Source organism: Rhodovulum sp. YNF3179, assembly GCF_050586465.1.
GTDB lineage: Bacteria > Pseudomonadota > Alphaproteobacteria > Rhodobacterales > Rhodobacteraceae > CAJXYS01.
Genome location: NZ_JBOCEG010000001.1, coordinates 362,149 through 374,906, shown reverse-complemented (window position 1 = coordinate 374,906; position 12,758 = coordinate 362,149). Strand labels below are relative to the sequence as shown.

Below are 12,758 nucleotides of genomic sequence, written 5' to 3'. Positions count from 1 at the left end.
CGCCCGGAAGTGAACGGATCATGACCCACCCCGCGATCCTCCCGGCAAGAACCCTGCCGCGCCTGATCCTGGCGGTCGCCTTCGCCCTGGGCGCCCTTGCCCCAGGCGTGGCCAGCGATCACGGCGCGCACCGGTTCTCGCCCGCCTGCACCCTCCTGGGACAGGCCGCCTACACGATGATGGAAGCCCGGCAGAACAGGCTCGCCATCGGCATGGCGACCGACATGGCCATCGAGAGCATGGGCTGGTCAGCGGCCTACATGTCCGGAACCAGGGAGATGTTGCGGAAAATCGCCGTGTTCGCCTATCGCGAACCCCGCGAAAAAACCGAGCGGCAAAGACGGCAAGCCGCCGAGGCGTTCCGCACGCGGGTCGCCGATGCCTGCCGCGGCTCGTTGCCCTGAGGCATCCGGGCGGGCCGCTCTGCCCCGCGCCGGGCGCTAGCCCTCGCACATGGAAGACAGCGTGTCTCCGAAATCCTCGGACACCCGCTTCCGTTCCTGAAAGTCCTTCACCCGCGGCACGCGCTCGGTGAACTTCACGATCTCCCGGATGAGCGCCCGGGTCTCTTGCGCCAGGATGGAATCCGGCGGGATCCAGGCTTCTCCCTTTTCGATCAGAAGGCTTGTCGAGGCGCCCTGCTGGCGTGCGAACATGATTTCCTCGCCGAGCTCCTCGAGGGGCTCGCACGCGATCTCATCCCATGCCGGGGTGTCACTGGCCGCCCCCGCGCTTGCCACGCCCAGCATGGCGAAGCACGCGGCGACACCGAGCAGTCGCAGGACACCCGCGGGCCCCGACACGCGCGGCGCTGCACAATCACCGCGGCCAACGGCGCGGCGACCCCGTGAAGAATGAAAGAATGACACGTATCGAACCCCCGTGAACGTTCATGGTCGTAGCGAAAGGCCTGCCTTAGGGCGGAAAGTCGGACGGGCGCTCGAGCAATCTGAAGCGCTGCGCCGCGTCACTCGAGCGCGGCTCTTCCTCCGGCGCGGCCCCGGGCTCGCGCGGGATCCCGGCGTCACCGGCATCGGCCGCGGTGGATGCCGCGCCCGGTCCCGCTGCCGCGGCGTCTTCGGCCACGGGCGCGGATACGCCAGCCGGGCCTGGCGTCGCGGCCGGGTCCCGCTCCGTGTTCACGAAAAGCAGCAGGATCAAGATCGCGAAGGCCAGACCGACGCCGAGGATCAAAACCGGGACGAGGTCGAAGATATCTTCGATTTCGTGCTTGATGAAGTATCTCAAGCTGGGAGGCAGCATCGGGAACCTGGCCATTTCATGGGAATTCGGGTGCGCATTCATGTTCTACCGATAATTGTATCAGGAAAAGCCAGGCCGGTAAAACTTTGGACAAATCCGAATCAGATACCGTTCACAATTTCAATGGATTGTTGCCGCAATATGTGAGCCGCGTGGAATTCTGTGCAGGGCGCGTGCACCCCGGCCGCGCGCTCCCGGCCATCAAGACTTCCCCTTAAGGGCGAAAGCCTGCATGTGCCGACGCGCCGCCGCGCTGGGGTGGACACGTTCCCCGGCCACCGGCCCGCCCGGACGCTCACGTCCGAAGCGATGCCCGGCCGGGGCGGCGCGGCGCCATGCGCGGCGTCGCCAGCCACGGCAGCAATCGCCGCACGGCCAGCGCGAAGCCCGCCGTCCAGAGCAGCGCGGCGAGGTGAATGCCATCCAGCCCCGGGAAGAACGCATCGGCGCCATAGAGCCGGACCAGGGCGGCGAGCGCGACCGCCACGAAGCCGACGGTCAGCGCCGGCCCGGCGACGAGCGGGCGCCCCGTGTGCCCGAGCGTCGCGCGCATCATCACGGCCAGCGTCATGCCGCCGATCCCGCCGATCCCGAAGAGATGCGCGGCCTGGTCCGGCCCGGCCCGTCCGAAAGCCCCCAGCGCCGCCGCTGCAAAGCCTGCCGGCAGGAAACCGTAGGCGATGTGCAACATGACCAGCAGCGGCGCACCCGCCGTCAGAACCCCCAGCCAGCGCGCCAGCCGCACGACATGCATCACCGTGGCCAGCGCGAGCGCCACGCCGGTCGCCGGGGCATCCGGGACCGCCACCCACCCGGCCAGGGCGACACCGCCGGCCACGAGGCTCGCCACGTCATAGGGGCCGAACGGCACCGGCCGGCTGGGCGAGCCGCTCCTTGCCAGCCAGTTGCGTGTGAAACTCGGCACGATGCGCCCCCCGATGAGCATGATGAGGAACACGAGCAGCGCGATCCCGAGACGGTGGCCCGTTTCGGCCAGCCCCGTGCGCATGGCCTCGAGATGAAAGAAGACATTGGCCGCGGCCAGCAGCGACACCGGCACCACGACCTTGAGGTTGCGCCAGTTCCGCCCCGCCACGATCTCGCGCGCGATCATGCCGGCGACCGCCAAAAGGAAGGCGCCATCGGCACACATGACAAGCACCGGGTCATCCCCGAACGCCCCCGCCATGGCGAGCCGTCCGGCGATCCAAAGCGCGAGCAGCACGGCCAGCGGCCAGCCGCGCGCCGGCATCCGGCCGGTCCAGTTCGGAACGGCGGTAAAGAGAAACCCCGCCACGACGGCGGCCCCGTAGCCGAAAATCATCTCGTGGACGTGCCAGTCGACCGGCGCCATGGGACCGCCCGGCATCAGGTCGCCGCGCCAGACCAAAAGCCAGGCCGGGACCACGCCCAGCCCGAAAAGCGTGGCGGCCAGAAAGAAGGGCCGGAAGCCGTAGGAGAACAGCGCCGGGCCGGTGAAGTCCTGTCGGGTCTGCATCGGGGCACCTCCTGGAAAATGGGATCGGCGGGACGCCTGTCCGGGGCGCCCCGCCCGCGTCGGACGATCCGTCCGGACGGGATCACTCGACCTTCGCGAAAAGGTCACCGAAGACGGCGGCGGCCCTGCCGCGCTGTTTGACCGCGGCTGCCTCATCTTCGTTGACCGCGTCGCCGACCTGGATCAGCGCGACCATGCCCATCGCGTAGTGCGGGGTGCACTTGACGCCGTAGACACCTTCGGCCGCGACGGTCATCTCGAACACGTCGTCGAAGCGGGTCCTGAAGCTCTCGACACCGGCGGGGAGCATCCCGTCGATGCTCTCGACGTTGTGCCCGCGATCGGTGGGCAGGAAACGGATCACGTCGCCGGGCGCGGCCTTCACGAAGGCTGGCTCGAACACCATCGCGCCCGCCTCGCCCCGGTTGAGCATCTCGATTTCGAAGGTCTCGGCCTGGGCCGCGGCGGCCCCGAGCGCGAGGGCCGAGGCCATCACGAGGGTCTTGATCATCGGATCGTCCTTTCTGTCACATCCGCTTGTTTCGACTGCTGCCGGTATGCGATAGGCCAGGTCCCGGGACGTTGCGTTTCCACAAACTCGCGGTGGTTTCTTGCCCAAGCTCGACGAAAGCCTTCTGACCGACCTGCCGCCCTTCAGCCGGCTGTCCCGTCCCGAGATCCGCGCGGTGCTGGACCAGGCGACGTCGCGGCGCTACCCGGAAGGCCGGGCGATCTTCCGCGAGGGGCATGACGCCGATCGTTTCTTCCTGTTGCTCGACGGCTATATCCGCGTGATCCGCACCACCGCGGACGGCGAGCAGATCATCGTGCTGCATATCGCGCCGGGCCAGCTGTTCGGCATCGCGCCGGCGCTGCGCCGCGACACCTACCCGGCCACGGCGATGGCGGCCGCGGAGTCGATCGCGCTGGAATGGCCGTCGCGGCTTTGGCACGACTTCGCCGCGCGCCATGACGGCTTCGCGACCGAGACCTACAAGACCTTGGGCGAGCGCCTGGGCGAGATCCAGGGGACCCTGACCGAGATGGCCACCCGCGCCGTGGAACAGCGGGTCGCCGGGGCGCTCCTGCGGATGGCCAACCAGAGCGGGCGCAAGAGCGGCGACGGGATCGAGATCGCCTTCCCGATCACCCGCCAGAACATCGCGGAGATGACAGGAACCACGGTGCATACCGTCAGCCGGCTGCTGGCGGCCTGGCAGAAGGACGGCATGGTCAAGTCGACTCGCAAGCATATCGTGGTCACCGATCCCCACCGGCTGGTGCTGCTGAGCGGCGGCCACGGCTGACGGCCCGCGCCACGATCATCCGACCGCGCTGCGGATCTCCAGCCGGAACGCATCCTCGTCCAGGTCGTATTCCTCGACGGCGTCGATGACGGTGTGAAACGGCGCGATCGGGCAGCCGGGGCAGAGCATCCGGCGTTCCAGGAAAGGCCGCATCGCCTCGGGCCAGTCCCGGAACAGGTCCGCCAGCGGCAGGTCGGGGTCGTCTATGTCGATGTAAGCACGGGGCATGCCGGTCTCCCTCCCAGGCCTACACACTGCCCCGGCTTTCCGCGCCGCACTTTGCGATTCCGCAAAATGTCGGGTCTTCGGCCGTTCTGGCAACCGCCATCCCCGACGGCAAGCGGACCCGCGAGATGTCGGGACTGCGCATGAAAGCCCGGCCGGACACGAGGTCCACGGGGCATGCAGGCGCGGCCCCCGGGGCTCGAGGGCCGCTTTAGAGCCGCGGAGCCTCGGATCCGCACGCGTTCTCTGCGCGGTTTCGCCGTTTCCGGCGCGAAGTTTGATCCGTCGCAAAGTTTGCGGCGAAGATTCCGGGCAATTCTAGCGCATGACACAGCATGACCGCCTCGAGACCCTCGGCCTCTTCAATGCCCGGGTGCCCCGCTACACCTCTTACCCGACCGCGCCGGTCTTCTCGCCCGCGACGGGCGCGACGTTCCAGCGCGGCGAACTGGCCGCGCTCGATCCGGCCGAGCCGGTATCGGTCTACGTGCATATTCCGTTCTGCGAGCGGCTCTGCTGGTTCTGCGCTTGCCATACCCAGGGCACAAAGACGCTCGGGCCGGTCGAGAGCTATCTCGCGACGGTCGAGCGGGAACTCGCCCTGTTGCGCGAGACGCTGCCGGACGGGATGCGGATGGGGCGGCTCCACTGGGGCGGGGGCACGCCGACGATCCTGCCGCCGGAGCTGATCCACCGGCTCGCCGGCGCGCTCAAGACGACCTTCACGCCGGCGGACGGCTGGGAATTCTCGGTCGAGATCGACCCCACCATGGTCGACCGGGACAAGGTGCTCGCCCTCGCGGACGAGGGCATGACCCGTGCCTCGATCGGGATCCAGGACTTCGATCCCGAGGTCCAGGACGCGATCGGCCGGCAACAGCCCTACAGCGTCACCGAGGCCTGCGTGGCCTGCCTGCGCGCGGCCGGGGTCGAGTCGCTCAATGCCGATCTCGTCTACGGGCTGCCACACCAGAGCCTCGCACGGCTCGAGGCGACCGTGCGCAAGGTGCTGACGCTGGGACCGGACCGCGTGGCCCTCTTCGGCTACGCGCATGTGCCCTGGGCCTCGAAACGCCAGAAACTGATCGACGAGGCCGCGCTCCCGGGGGACCGGGCCCGCGTGCGCCTGGCCGAGCGCGCGGCCGAGATGTTCCGCGGCGCCGGGCTGAACGCCATTGGCATCGACCATTTCGCCCGCCCCGGCGACGAGCTGGCCGAGGCGGCCGCCAGCGGCAGGCTCCGCCGCAACTTCCAGGGCTACACCGCGGACCACTGCCAGACCCTGATCGGGGTCGGGGCCTCGTCGATCTCGCGTCTGCCGGGCGGCTACGTGCAGAACGCCGCCGCCACGCCGGCCTATGTCCAGCGCATCGAGGCCGGCGACCTGCCCGGGGCCCGCGGCCATGCCCTGACCGACGATGACCGGCTGCGCGCCCGGGCCATCGAGATGCTCATGTGCGACTTCGCGCTGGACCGGACCGAACTGGCCGAGACCTTCGGCGCTGCGGCCGGGGCGCTGGACCCGTTCCACGCCGAGGTGGCGGCACGCTACGGCGATCTCGTGTCGCTCGACGCCGAGCGGCTCGCGATCCATCCGGACGGACGACCGCTGACCCGGATCATTGCCAGCGCCTACGACGCGCATCTCGACGGCGGCGCGCGGTTCAGCCGGGCGTCCTGATACCGACGCCGCCGCGCGCCCGGCCGCGACGCGGGCAGGTCGCGCCGCCGGGACAGGCCCTTCCGACAGGCCCGGACCGTGCGCGGGACGCCTGTCGCCCCCCCCCGGTCACACAGCTCGATCAGGTCGACCGCCTGCGCGCCGGCGAACGCCACGATCCACACCGTCGCGCCGCTCTCTCAGCGCGCACGGAAGAGGCCGCCAAGGATACCGCGGACGATCCGCCGCCCGGTCGTGCCCTTCAACTCCTTCATCACGACGGATCCGATCACACTGGCGATGCTTTCGGGCTCCGCCGTGCGGCGGCGCGATGACGAGCGCGGAACCCTGGTGCCGGAATAGCGGCGCGCGGCGCGGTATTCGCGTTCCGCCGCCGCCATCTCTTCCTCTTCGGCCTCCGCCTGCGCGGCGGCGCGGGCGGCCGCCTCGGCGCGCCGGGTCAGGATTTCATGCGCCGAGTCGCGGTCCAGCACGGCCTCGTATTTCCCGGCGACGGGCGACGCCGCCACGATGCGGTCACGCAGCGCGGAATCGATCGGGCCAAGCTGGGAAGACGGCGGGCGGATAAGGGTCCGTTCGACCACGCCCGGAACACCCTTCTCCATCAGCATCGAGGTGACGGCCTCTCCCACGCCGACCTCGCGGATTGCCTGCGCGGTATCGAAGCGCGGGTTCTCGCGGTAGGTTTGCGCCGCCAGCTTCAGCGCCTTCCGGTCCCGGGCCGTGAACGCCCGCAATGCGTGCTGGATCCGGTTGCCCAGCTGTCCCAGCACGTCCTCGGGCACGTCGGCGGGGTTCTGGGTGACGAAATAGACGCCGACCCCCTTGGAGCGGATCAGCCGCGCCACCTGCTCGACCTTGTCCACCAGCGCCTTGGGCGCGTCGTCGAAGAGCAGATGCGCCTCGTCGAAGAAGAACACCAGCTTCGGCTTGTCCGGATCGCCCACCTCGGGAAGTTCCTCGAACAGCTCGCTCATCAGCCACAACAGGAAGGTCGCATAAAGCCGCGGGCTGGCCATCAGCCGGTCCGCGGCCAGGATGTTGATCCGGCCACGCCCGTCCGCGTCGGTGCGCATGAAATCCGCCAGGTCCAGCGCAGGTTCGCCGAAAAGCTTTGCGCCACCCTGGTTTTCCAGCACCAGGAGACGGCGCTGTATCGCCCCGATGGATGCCGGAGAGACGTTGCCGTACCGCAGCGAGAGATCGGCGCGGTTCTCGCCGACCCAGACCAGAAGCGCCTGCAGATCCTTCAGGTCGAGCAGCGGAAGCCCCTGCTCGTCGGACAGGCGAAAGGCGATGTTCAGCACCCCCTCCTGCGCCTCCGTCAGGTCCATCAGCCGGGACAGCAGAAGCGGGCCCATTTCTGCCACGGTCGTCCGAACGGGGTGCCCCTGTTCGCCCAGGAGATCCCAGAAGGTGACCGGGAAACGCGCGTAGCGATAGTCCGAGAACCCGATGGTCCCGGCGCGCTTCATGAAAGCCTCGTGCAGCTTGAACTCCGCGCTTCCGGCCGCGGCCAGGCCGGACAGGTCCCCCTTGACGTCAGACAGAAACACCGGGACCCCGGCCTCGGACAGCCCCTCGGCAAGAATCTGCAGCGTCACGGTTTTTCCGGTCCCGGTGGCGCCCGCGACAAGCCCGTGCCTGTTCGCGTATTTCAGCGCCAACCCCTGCGGCGTGGCATATCCCGCGCCGCCACCACCGATGAATACCCTGTCCTGCATGTCCGGCATCCGTCGCCCCCTGTCCCGCCTTGTTTCCGGACCCCAAGGGTACCCGTCCGCGCGCGGCTGAGAAGAAAATTCTGCCGCCCACACATGCGACGGCCCGCCCCGGCCCGGCGCGCCGTGCGGAACGGGTCACAAATTCCTTGGCGTTTTCTCGTTTTGCGAGAATAGTATCGGGTATTGATATGGGCACATAGCAACCGGAAAAGTGGCATGGCTGGGAAATTCGAACTTTACACTGACAAGGCCGGGGAATTCCGCTTTCGGCTGAAGGCCGGGAACGGGCAGATCATTCTGGCGAGCGAGGGCTATAAACAGAAGGCCAGCGCCGAGAATGGAATCGAGTCGGTCCGCAAGAACGCCGCCGACGACGCGCGCTTCGACCGGACAGAGACCAAGAACGGCAAGTTCAGGTTCAACCTCAAGTCCACGAACGGCCAGGTCATCGGCACCAGCGAGAACTATGAAAGCGCATCGGCGCGCGACAACGGGATCGAGTCGGTGAAGTCCAACGCGCCCGACGCCAAGGTGGACGACCAGGCCTGACCCGCGCGGCCGGCGCCCCGTCGCCGGAATGACCTGTCGACGGCCCCGTCCGGTCGACGGCCGGCCGCGACAGACTGCCGGGCCGGACAACGCCCGGCACGCCGCCACCGCGCCGTGGCGGGCGGGTATCCCGTTTCATTTTCCCGACCGCGCGCATTTTGAGTCCGCGCGCTTTGCAGGTTAGGTCTGGGTCGGTACGGGACGGAGCCGGCGTTTCCGGGTGGACCGGTCGCGAAGCCGGGCAGGAACAGGAGCAGGTTGCGAATGCCGAAAAGCGTGCCCCCGGGCGGATCATATCCGTTGCGCGGTCCGCGCATCCGGGCCGCCGGCGCCAAGGGACGCCTGTCATGCCGGGGCTGAGGCGGGGGAAGGCCGCCGCGCTGCTGCGGGCGCTCGCGCTGGCCGTGCTGTGCCTCGGCGCGCCGCCCGCATCGGCCCCCGCATCGGCCCAGGTCGAGGATCCCGTCCGAACCTGCCTCGCGCCCCCCTATGACGGCGCTCGGACGGATGCCCAGCGGCGGATCCGTTCACTGGCGGTCTGGCTCCGCTCCGCGCTCGCACCGCACCGGAGCCTCTCACGCATCCTCGAGGAGCGCCCGCCGGAGATCTGCCTCTCGGAACATCTCTTCGGCATCCAAGGCTATTTCGACCTCGAGGCCCATCGCATCGTTCTGCGCCGCGGCCTGTCCACGCCGCTGATGCGCGCGGTCGCGATCCACGAGTTGCGCCATGTCCATCAGACCCGGACGGGCATCTGCCCGGACCCGAACCTGTCGATGGAAGCCACGGCGCGGGTCACCCTGGCCATGGAGGCCGACGCCAGCGCGGTCAGCCTCGCCGTCGCCTGGCAGCTGCGCGCCGCCGGCGATCCGTCCGTCTGGACGGCGCTCGAAACCTGGCCGACCCATGCAGACCTTGCACTGGCCTTCGAGGCGGAAATGCGTGCAAGCGGTGCCTTGGCGCTGGCAACGGCCCGCGCGTTCGGCACCTGGTACGAGTCCGAGTGGCGGCGCCAGACCTATTATGTCGCCGCCTGCAGCGACTACCTGGATCGCCAGGAACGAACCCATGCCCTGCCGCGCTACGGGTCGCTCGACCAGGCCTATCTCGCGGAGTTGTGCCGTCTGCCGGACGGGCGGGTCTATCCCTGCGCCGAACCGAAGGACGCCGGGGGCGCGGCAGGCGCGACCGAGTGACCCGCCGCCCCCGCGCCGGGGGCAGCGCCCGTCAGCGCGCGCGGTCCGTGTCGAGCTCGCATGCCATGTAGTAGAGATAGGGCGCCAGTTCCGGATCGTTCTCGCTTTCCGGGTAGGGCGCGATGTGGCGGAAGCCGAGCGCCTCGTAGAGCCTGTGGGCCGCGGTATCGTAGATGCCTGTGTCGAGCAGAACCCGTGCCGCGCCCAGGCGGCGCGCATCTTGCAGGGCGGCGTCCATGAGTTGGCGCCCGAGCCCCGCGCCCCGCGCTTCCGGCCGCACATAGAGCCGCTTAATCTCGGCCGCATCGCCGCGGATCGTCTTGAGAAAGACGCATCCGATCAGCCTGGCCGCGTCGTCTTCGGCAACCCGGACGGCCCCCCGCGGCGGCATGTACCGATCCATGTGATCGAAGGTGCCGGCCAACAGCGGCTCCAGCGCCGGGGCGAGTCCCGACACCTGCTTGAGCTGGGCCAGTTCATGCGCGAGGAAGGCCCGCACCAGGGCCTTGAGCCCGGTGATGTCGTCGACCACGCCGAGAGGCCGGATCCGAGTCATCGCGTTCTCCTCCGGGAGGGGCGCGCGGACCGCGCACAACCGGGCCACCTGCCCCCTGGCCGAACGGTCTCTGGACGCCGCGCGGCCGGACTGAAAAGGCCGGTCCCCGCGATCACGGGAACCGGCTGCATGGGAGTATGAAACGCACTCAACTAACACCCAAAAGGGTACATCCCGGTCGCAATTCTGCCAATACGCCCGCCCCCCCATTCGGGGGCATCGCCGCGCAACCGTGGCCACGGGATCACAGCCCGGTCGCCCCGGCTTCGATGCGGCGGGTCGCGAAAATTCCGCATGATTTCACAAGTGCCCCCCACGCGGGAGGCCGCGGAAACCGGCGTCCGGCAAACGTTGCTTGATCGGTTCGGATCATGGCCCTAGGCTGTGTGCAGCAACTTTTCCGCAAGGGCGTAAATTGTGCAAAGCATCGGGGAAGCCTTCACGCTCGCGCTCCAGCTCGTTCTCGCGGGCGACGCCGATCTGATCGAGATCGTTCTGCTGTCCCTGCGGGTGAGCCTCAGCGCGACCGTGATCGCCTGCCTGATCGGCCTGCCCGTCGGGGCGCTGGTCGCGATCAGCCGCTTCCGCGGTCGCAACCTCGTGCTGGTCGTCATGAACGCGCTGATGGGTCTGCCGCCCGTGGTGGTCGGGCTCCTGGTTTACCTGCACCTGTCGCGCTCGGGGCCGCTGGGATTCCTCGGGCTTCTTTACACGCCGACGGCGATGATCATCGCCCAGACCATCCTGATCGCCCCCATCGTCGCGGCGCTGTCCCGGCAAGTGCTGGAAGACCTCCATGCCGAGTATGCCGAGCAGTTCCGCTCGCTTTGCCTCACGCGGTGGCAAAGCGTGCAGGCGTTGCTTTGGGACGCACGGTATTCGCTGCTGACCGTGGGGCTCGCCGGCTTCGGCCGGGCGGTGGCCGAGGTGGGCGCGGTGATCATCGTGGGCGGCAATATCGACCACCTGACGCGGGTCATGACCACCGCCATCGCGCTCGAGACCTCGAAGGGCGATCTCGGGCTCGCGCTGGCGCTCGGCATCATCCTTCTGGTGATCGCGCTCGGCGTGAACGCGGCGGTGCAGACGGTACGCCTGACGGCGACGAGGCAGGCCTATGTCTGATGCCGCGGCCATGACCGGCCTGCCACGCGCCGCCTGCCCGGCATCCGCGCCGGTCCTGCCGCTGACCGCCCGCGGGCTTACGCTGCGCTTCGGCGAGACGACGGTGATCGACGGGCTGGACCTCGATCTTGGCCCCTCGGGCTGCACCATGATCCTGGGCCCGAACGGGTCCGGCAAGAGCCTGCTTCTGAAGCTGCTGCACGGCCTGATCACGCCGACCGCGGGCCAGATCGCCTGGGGCGGCCAGCCACCCGGGGCGGTGACCGCGCGCCAGGCGCTTGTCTTCCAGAAACCGGTGCTGCTGCGCCGCACGGTCGCGGCCAATCTCGACTTTGTCCTCAAGAACCGCGGCCGGGACCGCGCCCGGCTGACCGCGCTGCTGGACCATGTCGGGCTGGCCCACAAGGCCGGCCAGCCCGCGCGGCGGCTCTCGGGTGGCGAGGCGCAGCGCCTGGCGCTCGCCCGGGCGCTGGCGACCGAGCCCGAGGTTCTGTTCCTCGACGAACCCACGGCCAGCCTCGACCCGGCCTCGGTGCTCGCCATCGAGAAGATCGTCGCCGACGCCCGCGATCGCGGCGTCCGGGTCGTCTTCGTCAGCCACGACATCGGCCAGGCCCGCCGCATGGCCGACGACGTGGTGTTCCTCCATCGCGGCCGGGTGGCCGAGCACGCCCCCGCCGCCGCCTTCTTCCCCAAGCCGCAGAGCCGCGCGGCGCGGGACTACCTGGACGGCAATGTCGTCATGTGACCCAAGACAAGACAGGGAGTGCGTTTCAATGATCAGGACGGCCTTCGGTGCAACGGCCATCGCGCTTATCCTCGCGGCCCCGGCGGCCGCGCAGGACCAGTCCATCATCGTGCAGTCGACCACCTCGACGGCGAACTCGGGCCTTTACGACCACCTTCTGCCGATCTTCGCGGACGAGACCGGCATCACGGTCAACGTCGTCGCGGTCGGCACCGGCCAGGCGATCAGGAACGCCGAGAACTGCGACGGGGACGTCCTGCTCGTGCATGCCAAGCCCTCGGAACAGGCCTTCGTCGAGGCCGGATTCGGCACCGGGCGCACCGACCTGATGTATAACGACTTCGTCATCGTCGGCCCCGCGGCCGACCCGGCCGGCATCGGCGGCATGACCGACGCGCAGGATGCGCTGACCCGGATCGCCGAGGCCGGGGCGCTCTTCGCCTCGCGCGGGGACGATTCCGGCACCCACAAGAAAGAGGTGTCGCTCTGGGCGGACACCGATGTGGATCCGGGCACCGGGTCCGGCGACTGGTACCGCGAGACCGGCTCGGGCATGGGGGCGACGCTCAATGCCGGGATCGGGATGGGCGCCTATGTCATGACCGACCGCGCCACCTGGATCAGCTTCGGCAACAAGCAGGACTACGAGATCCAGGTCGAGGGCGACGCGGATCTCTTCAACCAGTATGGCGTGATCCCGGTGAACCCCGAGAAATGCCCCAGCGTGAACATCGCCGCCGCCGAGACCTTCGCCGACTGGCTGCTCTCGGAGACGGGCCAGGCGGCCATCGGGGCCTACAGGGTGGACGGGCAGCAACTGTTCTTCCCGAACGCGCCAGAAAGCTGATAGCATCCCCGGGGCGGCGACGGCGCCGCCCCGACGACC

General features: G+C 69.0%; 15 protein-coding genes. 8 read left to right on the top strand and 7 right to left on the bottom strand.

Going from position 1 to position 12,758, the window contains the following annotated elements; genetic code table 11:
• Positions 1-20: 20 nt before the first annotated feature.
• Complete coding sequence (locus ACQ5SP_RS01915) at positions 21-404, top strand: hypothetical protein (RefSeq protein ID WP_430935862.1); 384 nt, start codon at positions 21-23, stop codon at positions 402-404.
• Between the two features lie 36 nt (positions 405-440).
• On the opposite strand, the gene ACQ5SP_RS01910 is transcribed toward ACQ5SP_RS01915, so the two are convergent.
• The 4 genes from ACQ5SP_RS01910 to ACQ5SP_RS01895 all read right to left on the bottom strand — a co-directional run bounded on the left by ACQ5SP_RS01910 (position 441) and on the right by ACQ5SP_RS01895 (position 3,272).
• Positions 441-749, bottom strand: a complete 309-nt coding sequence (locus ACQ5SP_RS01910; RefSeq protein ID WP_430935860.1) for a hypothetical protein — start codon at positions 747-749, stop codon at positions 441-443.
• 166 nt (positions 750-915) lie between these two features.
• Positions 916-1,263 carry a hypothetical protein gene (locus ACQ5SP_RS01905; RefSeq protein ID WP_430935858.1) on the bottom strand — a complete coding sequence of 116 codons (348 nt, stop codon included), beginning with the start codon at positions 1,261-1,263 and terminating at the stop codon, positions 916-918.
• Positions 1,264-1,558: 295 nt separating this feature from the next.
• On the bottom strand, positions 1,559-2,761 hold the full coding sequence (locus ACQ5SP_RS01900) for an NnrS family protein (protein WP_430935856.1): 1,203 nt from the start codon (positions 2,759-2,761) through the stop codon (positions 1,559-1,561).
• An 82-nt stretch (positions 2,762-2,843) separates the two neighbouring features.
• Positions 2,844-3,272 carry a pseudoazurin gene (locus ACQ5SP_RS01895; protein WP_430935854.1) on the bottom strand — a complete coding sequence of 143 codons (429 nt, stop codon included), beginning with the start codon at positions 3,270-3,272 and terminating at the stop codon, positions 2,844-2,846.
• A 100-nt stretch (positions 3,273-3,372) separates the two neighbouring features.
• On the opposite strand from ACQ5SP_RS01895, the gene ACQ5SP_RS01890 reads away from it, so the two are divergent.
• The gene (locus ACQ5SP_RS01890) at positions 3,373-4,068 is read left to right on the top strand and encodes a Crp/Fnr family transcriptional regulator (RefSeq protein WP_430935852.1); all 696 of its coding nucleotides are present in this window, start codon (positions 3,373-3,375) and stop codon (positions 4,066-4,068) included.
• Between the two features lie 15 nt (positions 4,069-4,083).
• Here ACQ5SP_RS01890 and ACQ5SP_RS01885 read toward each other — a convergent pair whose 3' ends face one another.
• A complete protein-coding gene (locus tag ACQ5SP_RS01885) occupies positions 4,084-4,296 on the bottom strand; it encodes a DUF1858 domain-containing protein (RefSeq protein ID WP_430935850.1) in 213 nt (70 codons plus the stop codon).
• Between the two features lie 322 nt (positions 4,297-4,618).
• Here ACQ5SP_RS01885 and hemN point away from each other — a divergent pair, with 322 nt between their 5' ends.
• On the top strand, positions 4,619-5,974 hold the full coding sequence (gene hemN / locus ACQ5SP_RS01880) for an oxygen-independent coproporphyrinogen III oxidase (protein ID WP_430935848.1): 1,356 nt from the start codon (positions 4,619-4,621) through the stop codon (positions 5,972-5,974).
• A gap of 179 nt (positions 5,975-6,153) precedes the next feature.
• Here hemN and ACQ5SP_RS01875 read toward each other — a convergent pair whose 3' ends face one another.
• Entirely contained in the window at positions 6,154-7,698 is a 1,545-nt protein-coding gene (locus tag ACQ5SP_RS01875; protein WP_430935846.1) for a helicase HerA-like domain-containing protein, read from the bottom strand.
• Positions 7,699-7,914: 216 nt separating this feature from the next.
• Between ACQ5SP_RS01875 and ACQ5SP_RS01870 the strand changes: the two genes are divergently transcribed.
• Positions 7,915-8,247, top strand: coding sequence for a YegP family protein (locus ACQ5SP_RS01870; RefSeq protein ID WP_430935844.1), 333 nt, complete (start codon positions 7,915-7,917; stop codon positions 8,245-8,247).
• A 347-nt stretch (positions 8,248-8,594) separates the two neighbouring features.
• Positions 8,595-9,443, top strand: coding sequence for a DUF6782 family putative metallopeptidase (locus ACQ5SP_RS01865; protein ID WP_430935842.1), 849 nt, complete (start codon positions 8,595-8,597; stop codon positions 9,441-9,443).
• Positions 9,444-9,474: 31 nt separating this feature from the next.
• Here ACQ5SP_RS01865 and ACQ5SP_RS01860 read toward each other — a convergent pair whose 3' ends face one another.
• Positions 9,475-9,999: a GNAT family N-acetyltransferase gene (locus ACQ5SP_RS01860; protein WP_430935840.1), complete on the bottom strand. Its 525-nt coding sequence runs from the start codon at positions 9,997-9,999 to the stop codon at positions 9,475-9,477.
• A gap of 417 nt (positions 10,000-10,416) precedes the next feature.
• Here ACQ5SP_RS01860 and ACQ5SP_RS01855 point away from each other — a divergent pair, with 417 nt between their 5' ends.
• From ACQ5SP_RS01855 to ACQ5SP_RS01845, 3 genes are read left to right on the top strand one after another with little or no spacing between them, the layout of a single operon-like run.
• Complete coding sequence (locus ACQ5SP_RS01855) at positions 10,417-11,124, top strand: ABC transporter permease (RefSeq protein WP_430935838.1); 708 nt, start codon at positions 10,417-10,419, stop codon at positions 11,122-11,124.
• Positions 11,117-11,872 carry an ATP-binding cassette domain-containing protein gene (locus ACQ5SP_RS01850; RefSeq protein WP_430935836.1) on the top strand — a complete coding sequence of 252 codons (756 nt, stop codon included), beginning with the start codon at positions 11,117-11,119 and terminating at the stop codon, positions 11,870-11,872. The genes ACQ5SP_RS01855 and ACQ5SP_RS01850 overlap by 8 nt, the downstream gene beginning before the upstream one ends.
• Positions 11,873-11,900: 28 nt before the next feature.
• Positions 11,901-12,719, top strand: coding sequence for a substrate-binding domain-containing protein (locus tag ACQ5SP_RS01845; protein ID WP_430935834.1), 819 nt, complete (start codon positions 11,901-11,903; stop codon positions 12,717-12,719).
• Positions 12,720-12,758 lie beyond the last annotated feature (39 nt).

Bases quoted from the DNA above. Each gene is read 5' to 3' on its own strand.
- ACQ5SP_RS01915 (WP_430935862.1), top strand. From the start codon at position 21: ATGACCCACCCCGCGATCCTCCCGGCAAGAACCCTGCCGCGCCTGATC.
- ACQ5SP_RS01910 (WP_430935860.1), bottom strand. From the start codon at position 749: ATGCTGGGCGTGGCAAGCGCGGGGGCGGCCAGTGACACCCCGGCATGG.
- ACQ5SP_RS01905 (WP_430935858.1), bottom strand. From the start codon at position 1,263: ATGCTGCCTCCCAGCTTGAGATACTTCATCAAGCACGAAATCGAAGAT.
- ACQ5SP_RS01900 (WP_430935856.1), bottom strand. From the start codon at position 2,761: ATGCAGACCCGACAGGACTTCACCGGCCCGGCGCTGTTCTCCTACGGC.
- ACQ5SP_RS01895 (WP_430935854.1), bottom strand. From the start codon at position 3,272: ATGATCAAGACCCTCGTGATGGCCTCGGCCCTCGCGCTCGGGGCCGCC.
- ACQ5SP_RS01885 (WP_430935850.1), bottom strand. From the start codon at position 4,296: ATGCCCCGTGCTTACATCGACATAGACGACCCCGACCTGCCGCTGGCG.
- hemN (WP_430935848.1), top strand. From the start codon at position 4,619: ATGACACAGCATGACCGCCTCGAGACCCTCGGCCTCTTCAATGCCCGG.
- ACQ5SP_RS01875 (WP_430935846.1), bottom strand. From the start codon at position 7,698: ATGCAGGACAGGGTATTCATCGGTGGTGGCGGCGCGGGATATGCCACG.
- ACQ5SP_RS01870 (WP_430935844.1), top strand. From the start codon at position 7,915: ATGGCTGGGAAATTCGAACTTTACACTGACAAGGCCGGGGAATTCCGC.
- ACQ5SP_RS01865 (WP_430935842.1), top strand. From the start codon at position 8,595: ATGCCGGGGCTGAGGCGGGGGAAGGCCGCCGCGCTGCTGCGGGCGCTC.
- ACQ5SP_RS01860 (WP_430935840.1), bottom strand. From the start codon at position 9,999: ATGACTCGGATCCGGCCTCTCGGCGTGGTCGACGACATCACCGGGCTC.
- ACQ5SP_RS01850 (WP_430935836.1), top strand. From the start codon at position 11,117: ATGTCTGATGCCGCGGCCATGACCGGCCTGCCACGCGCCGCCTGCCCG.
- ACQ5SP_RS01845 (WP_430935834.1), top strand. From the start codon at position 11,901: ATGATCAGGACGGCCTTCGGTGCAACGGCCATCGCGCTTATCCTCGCG.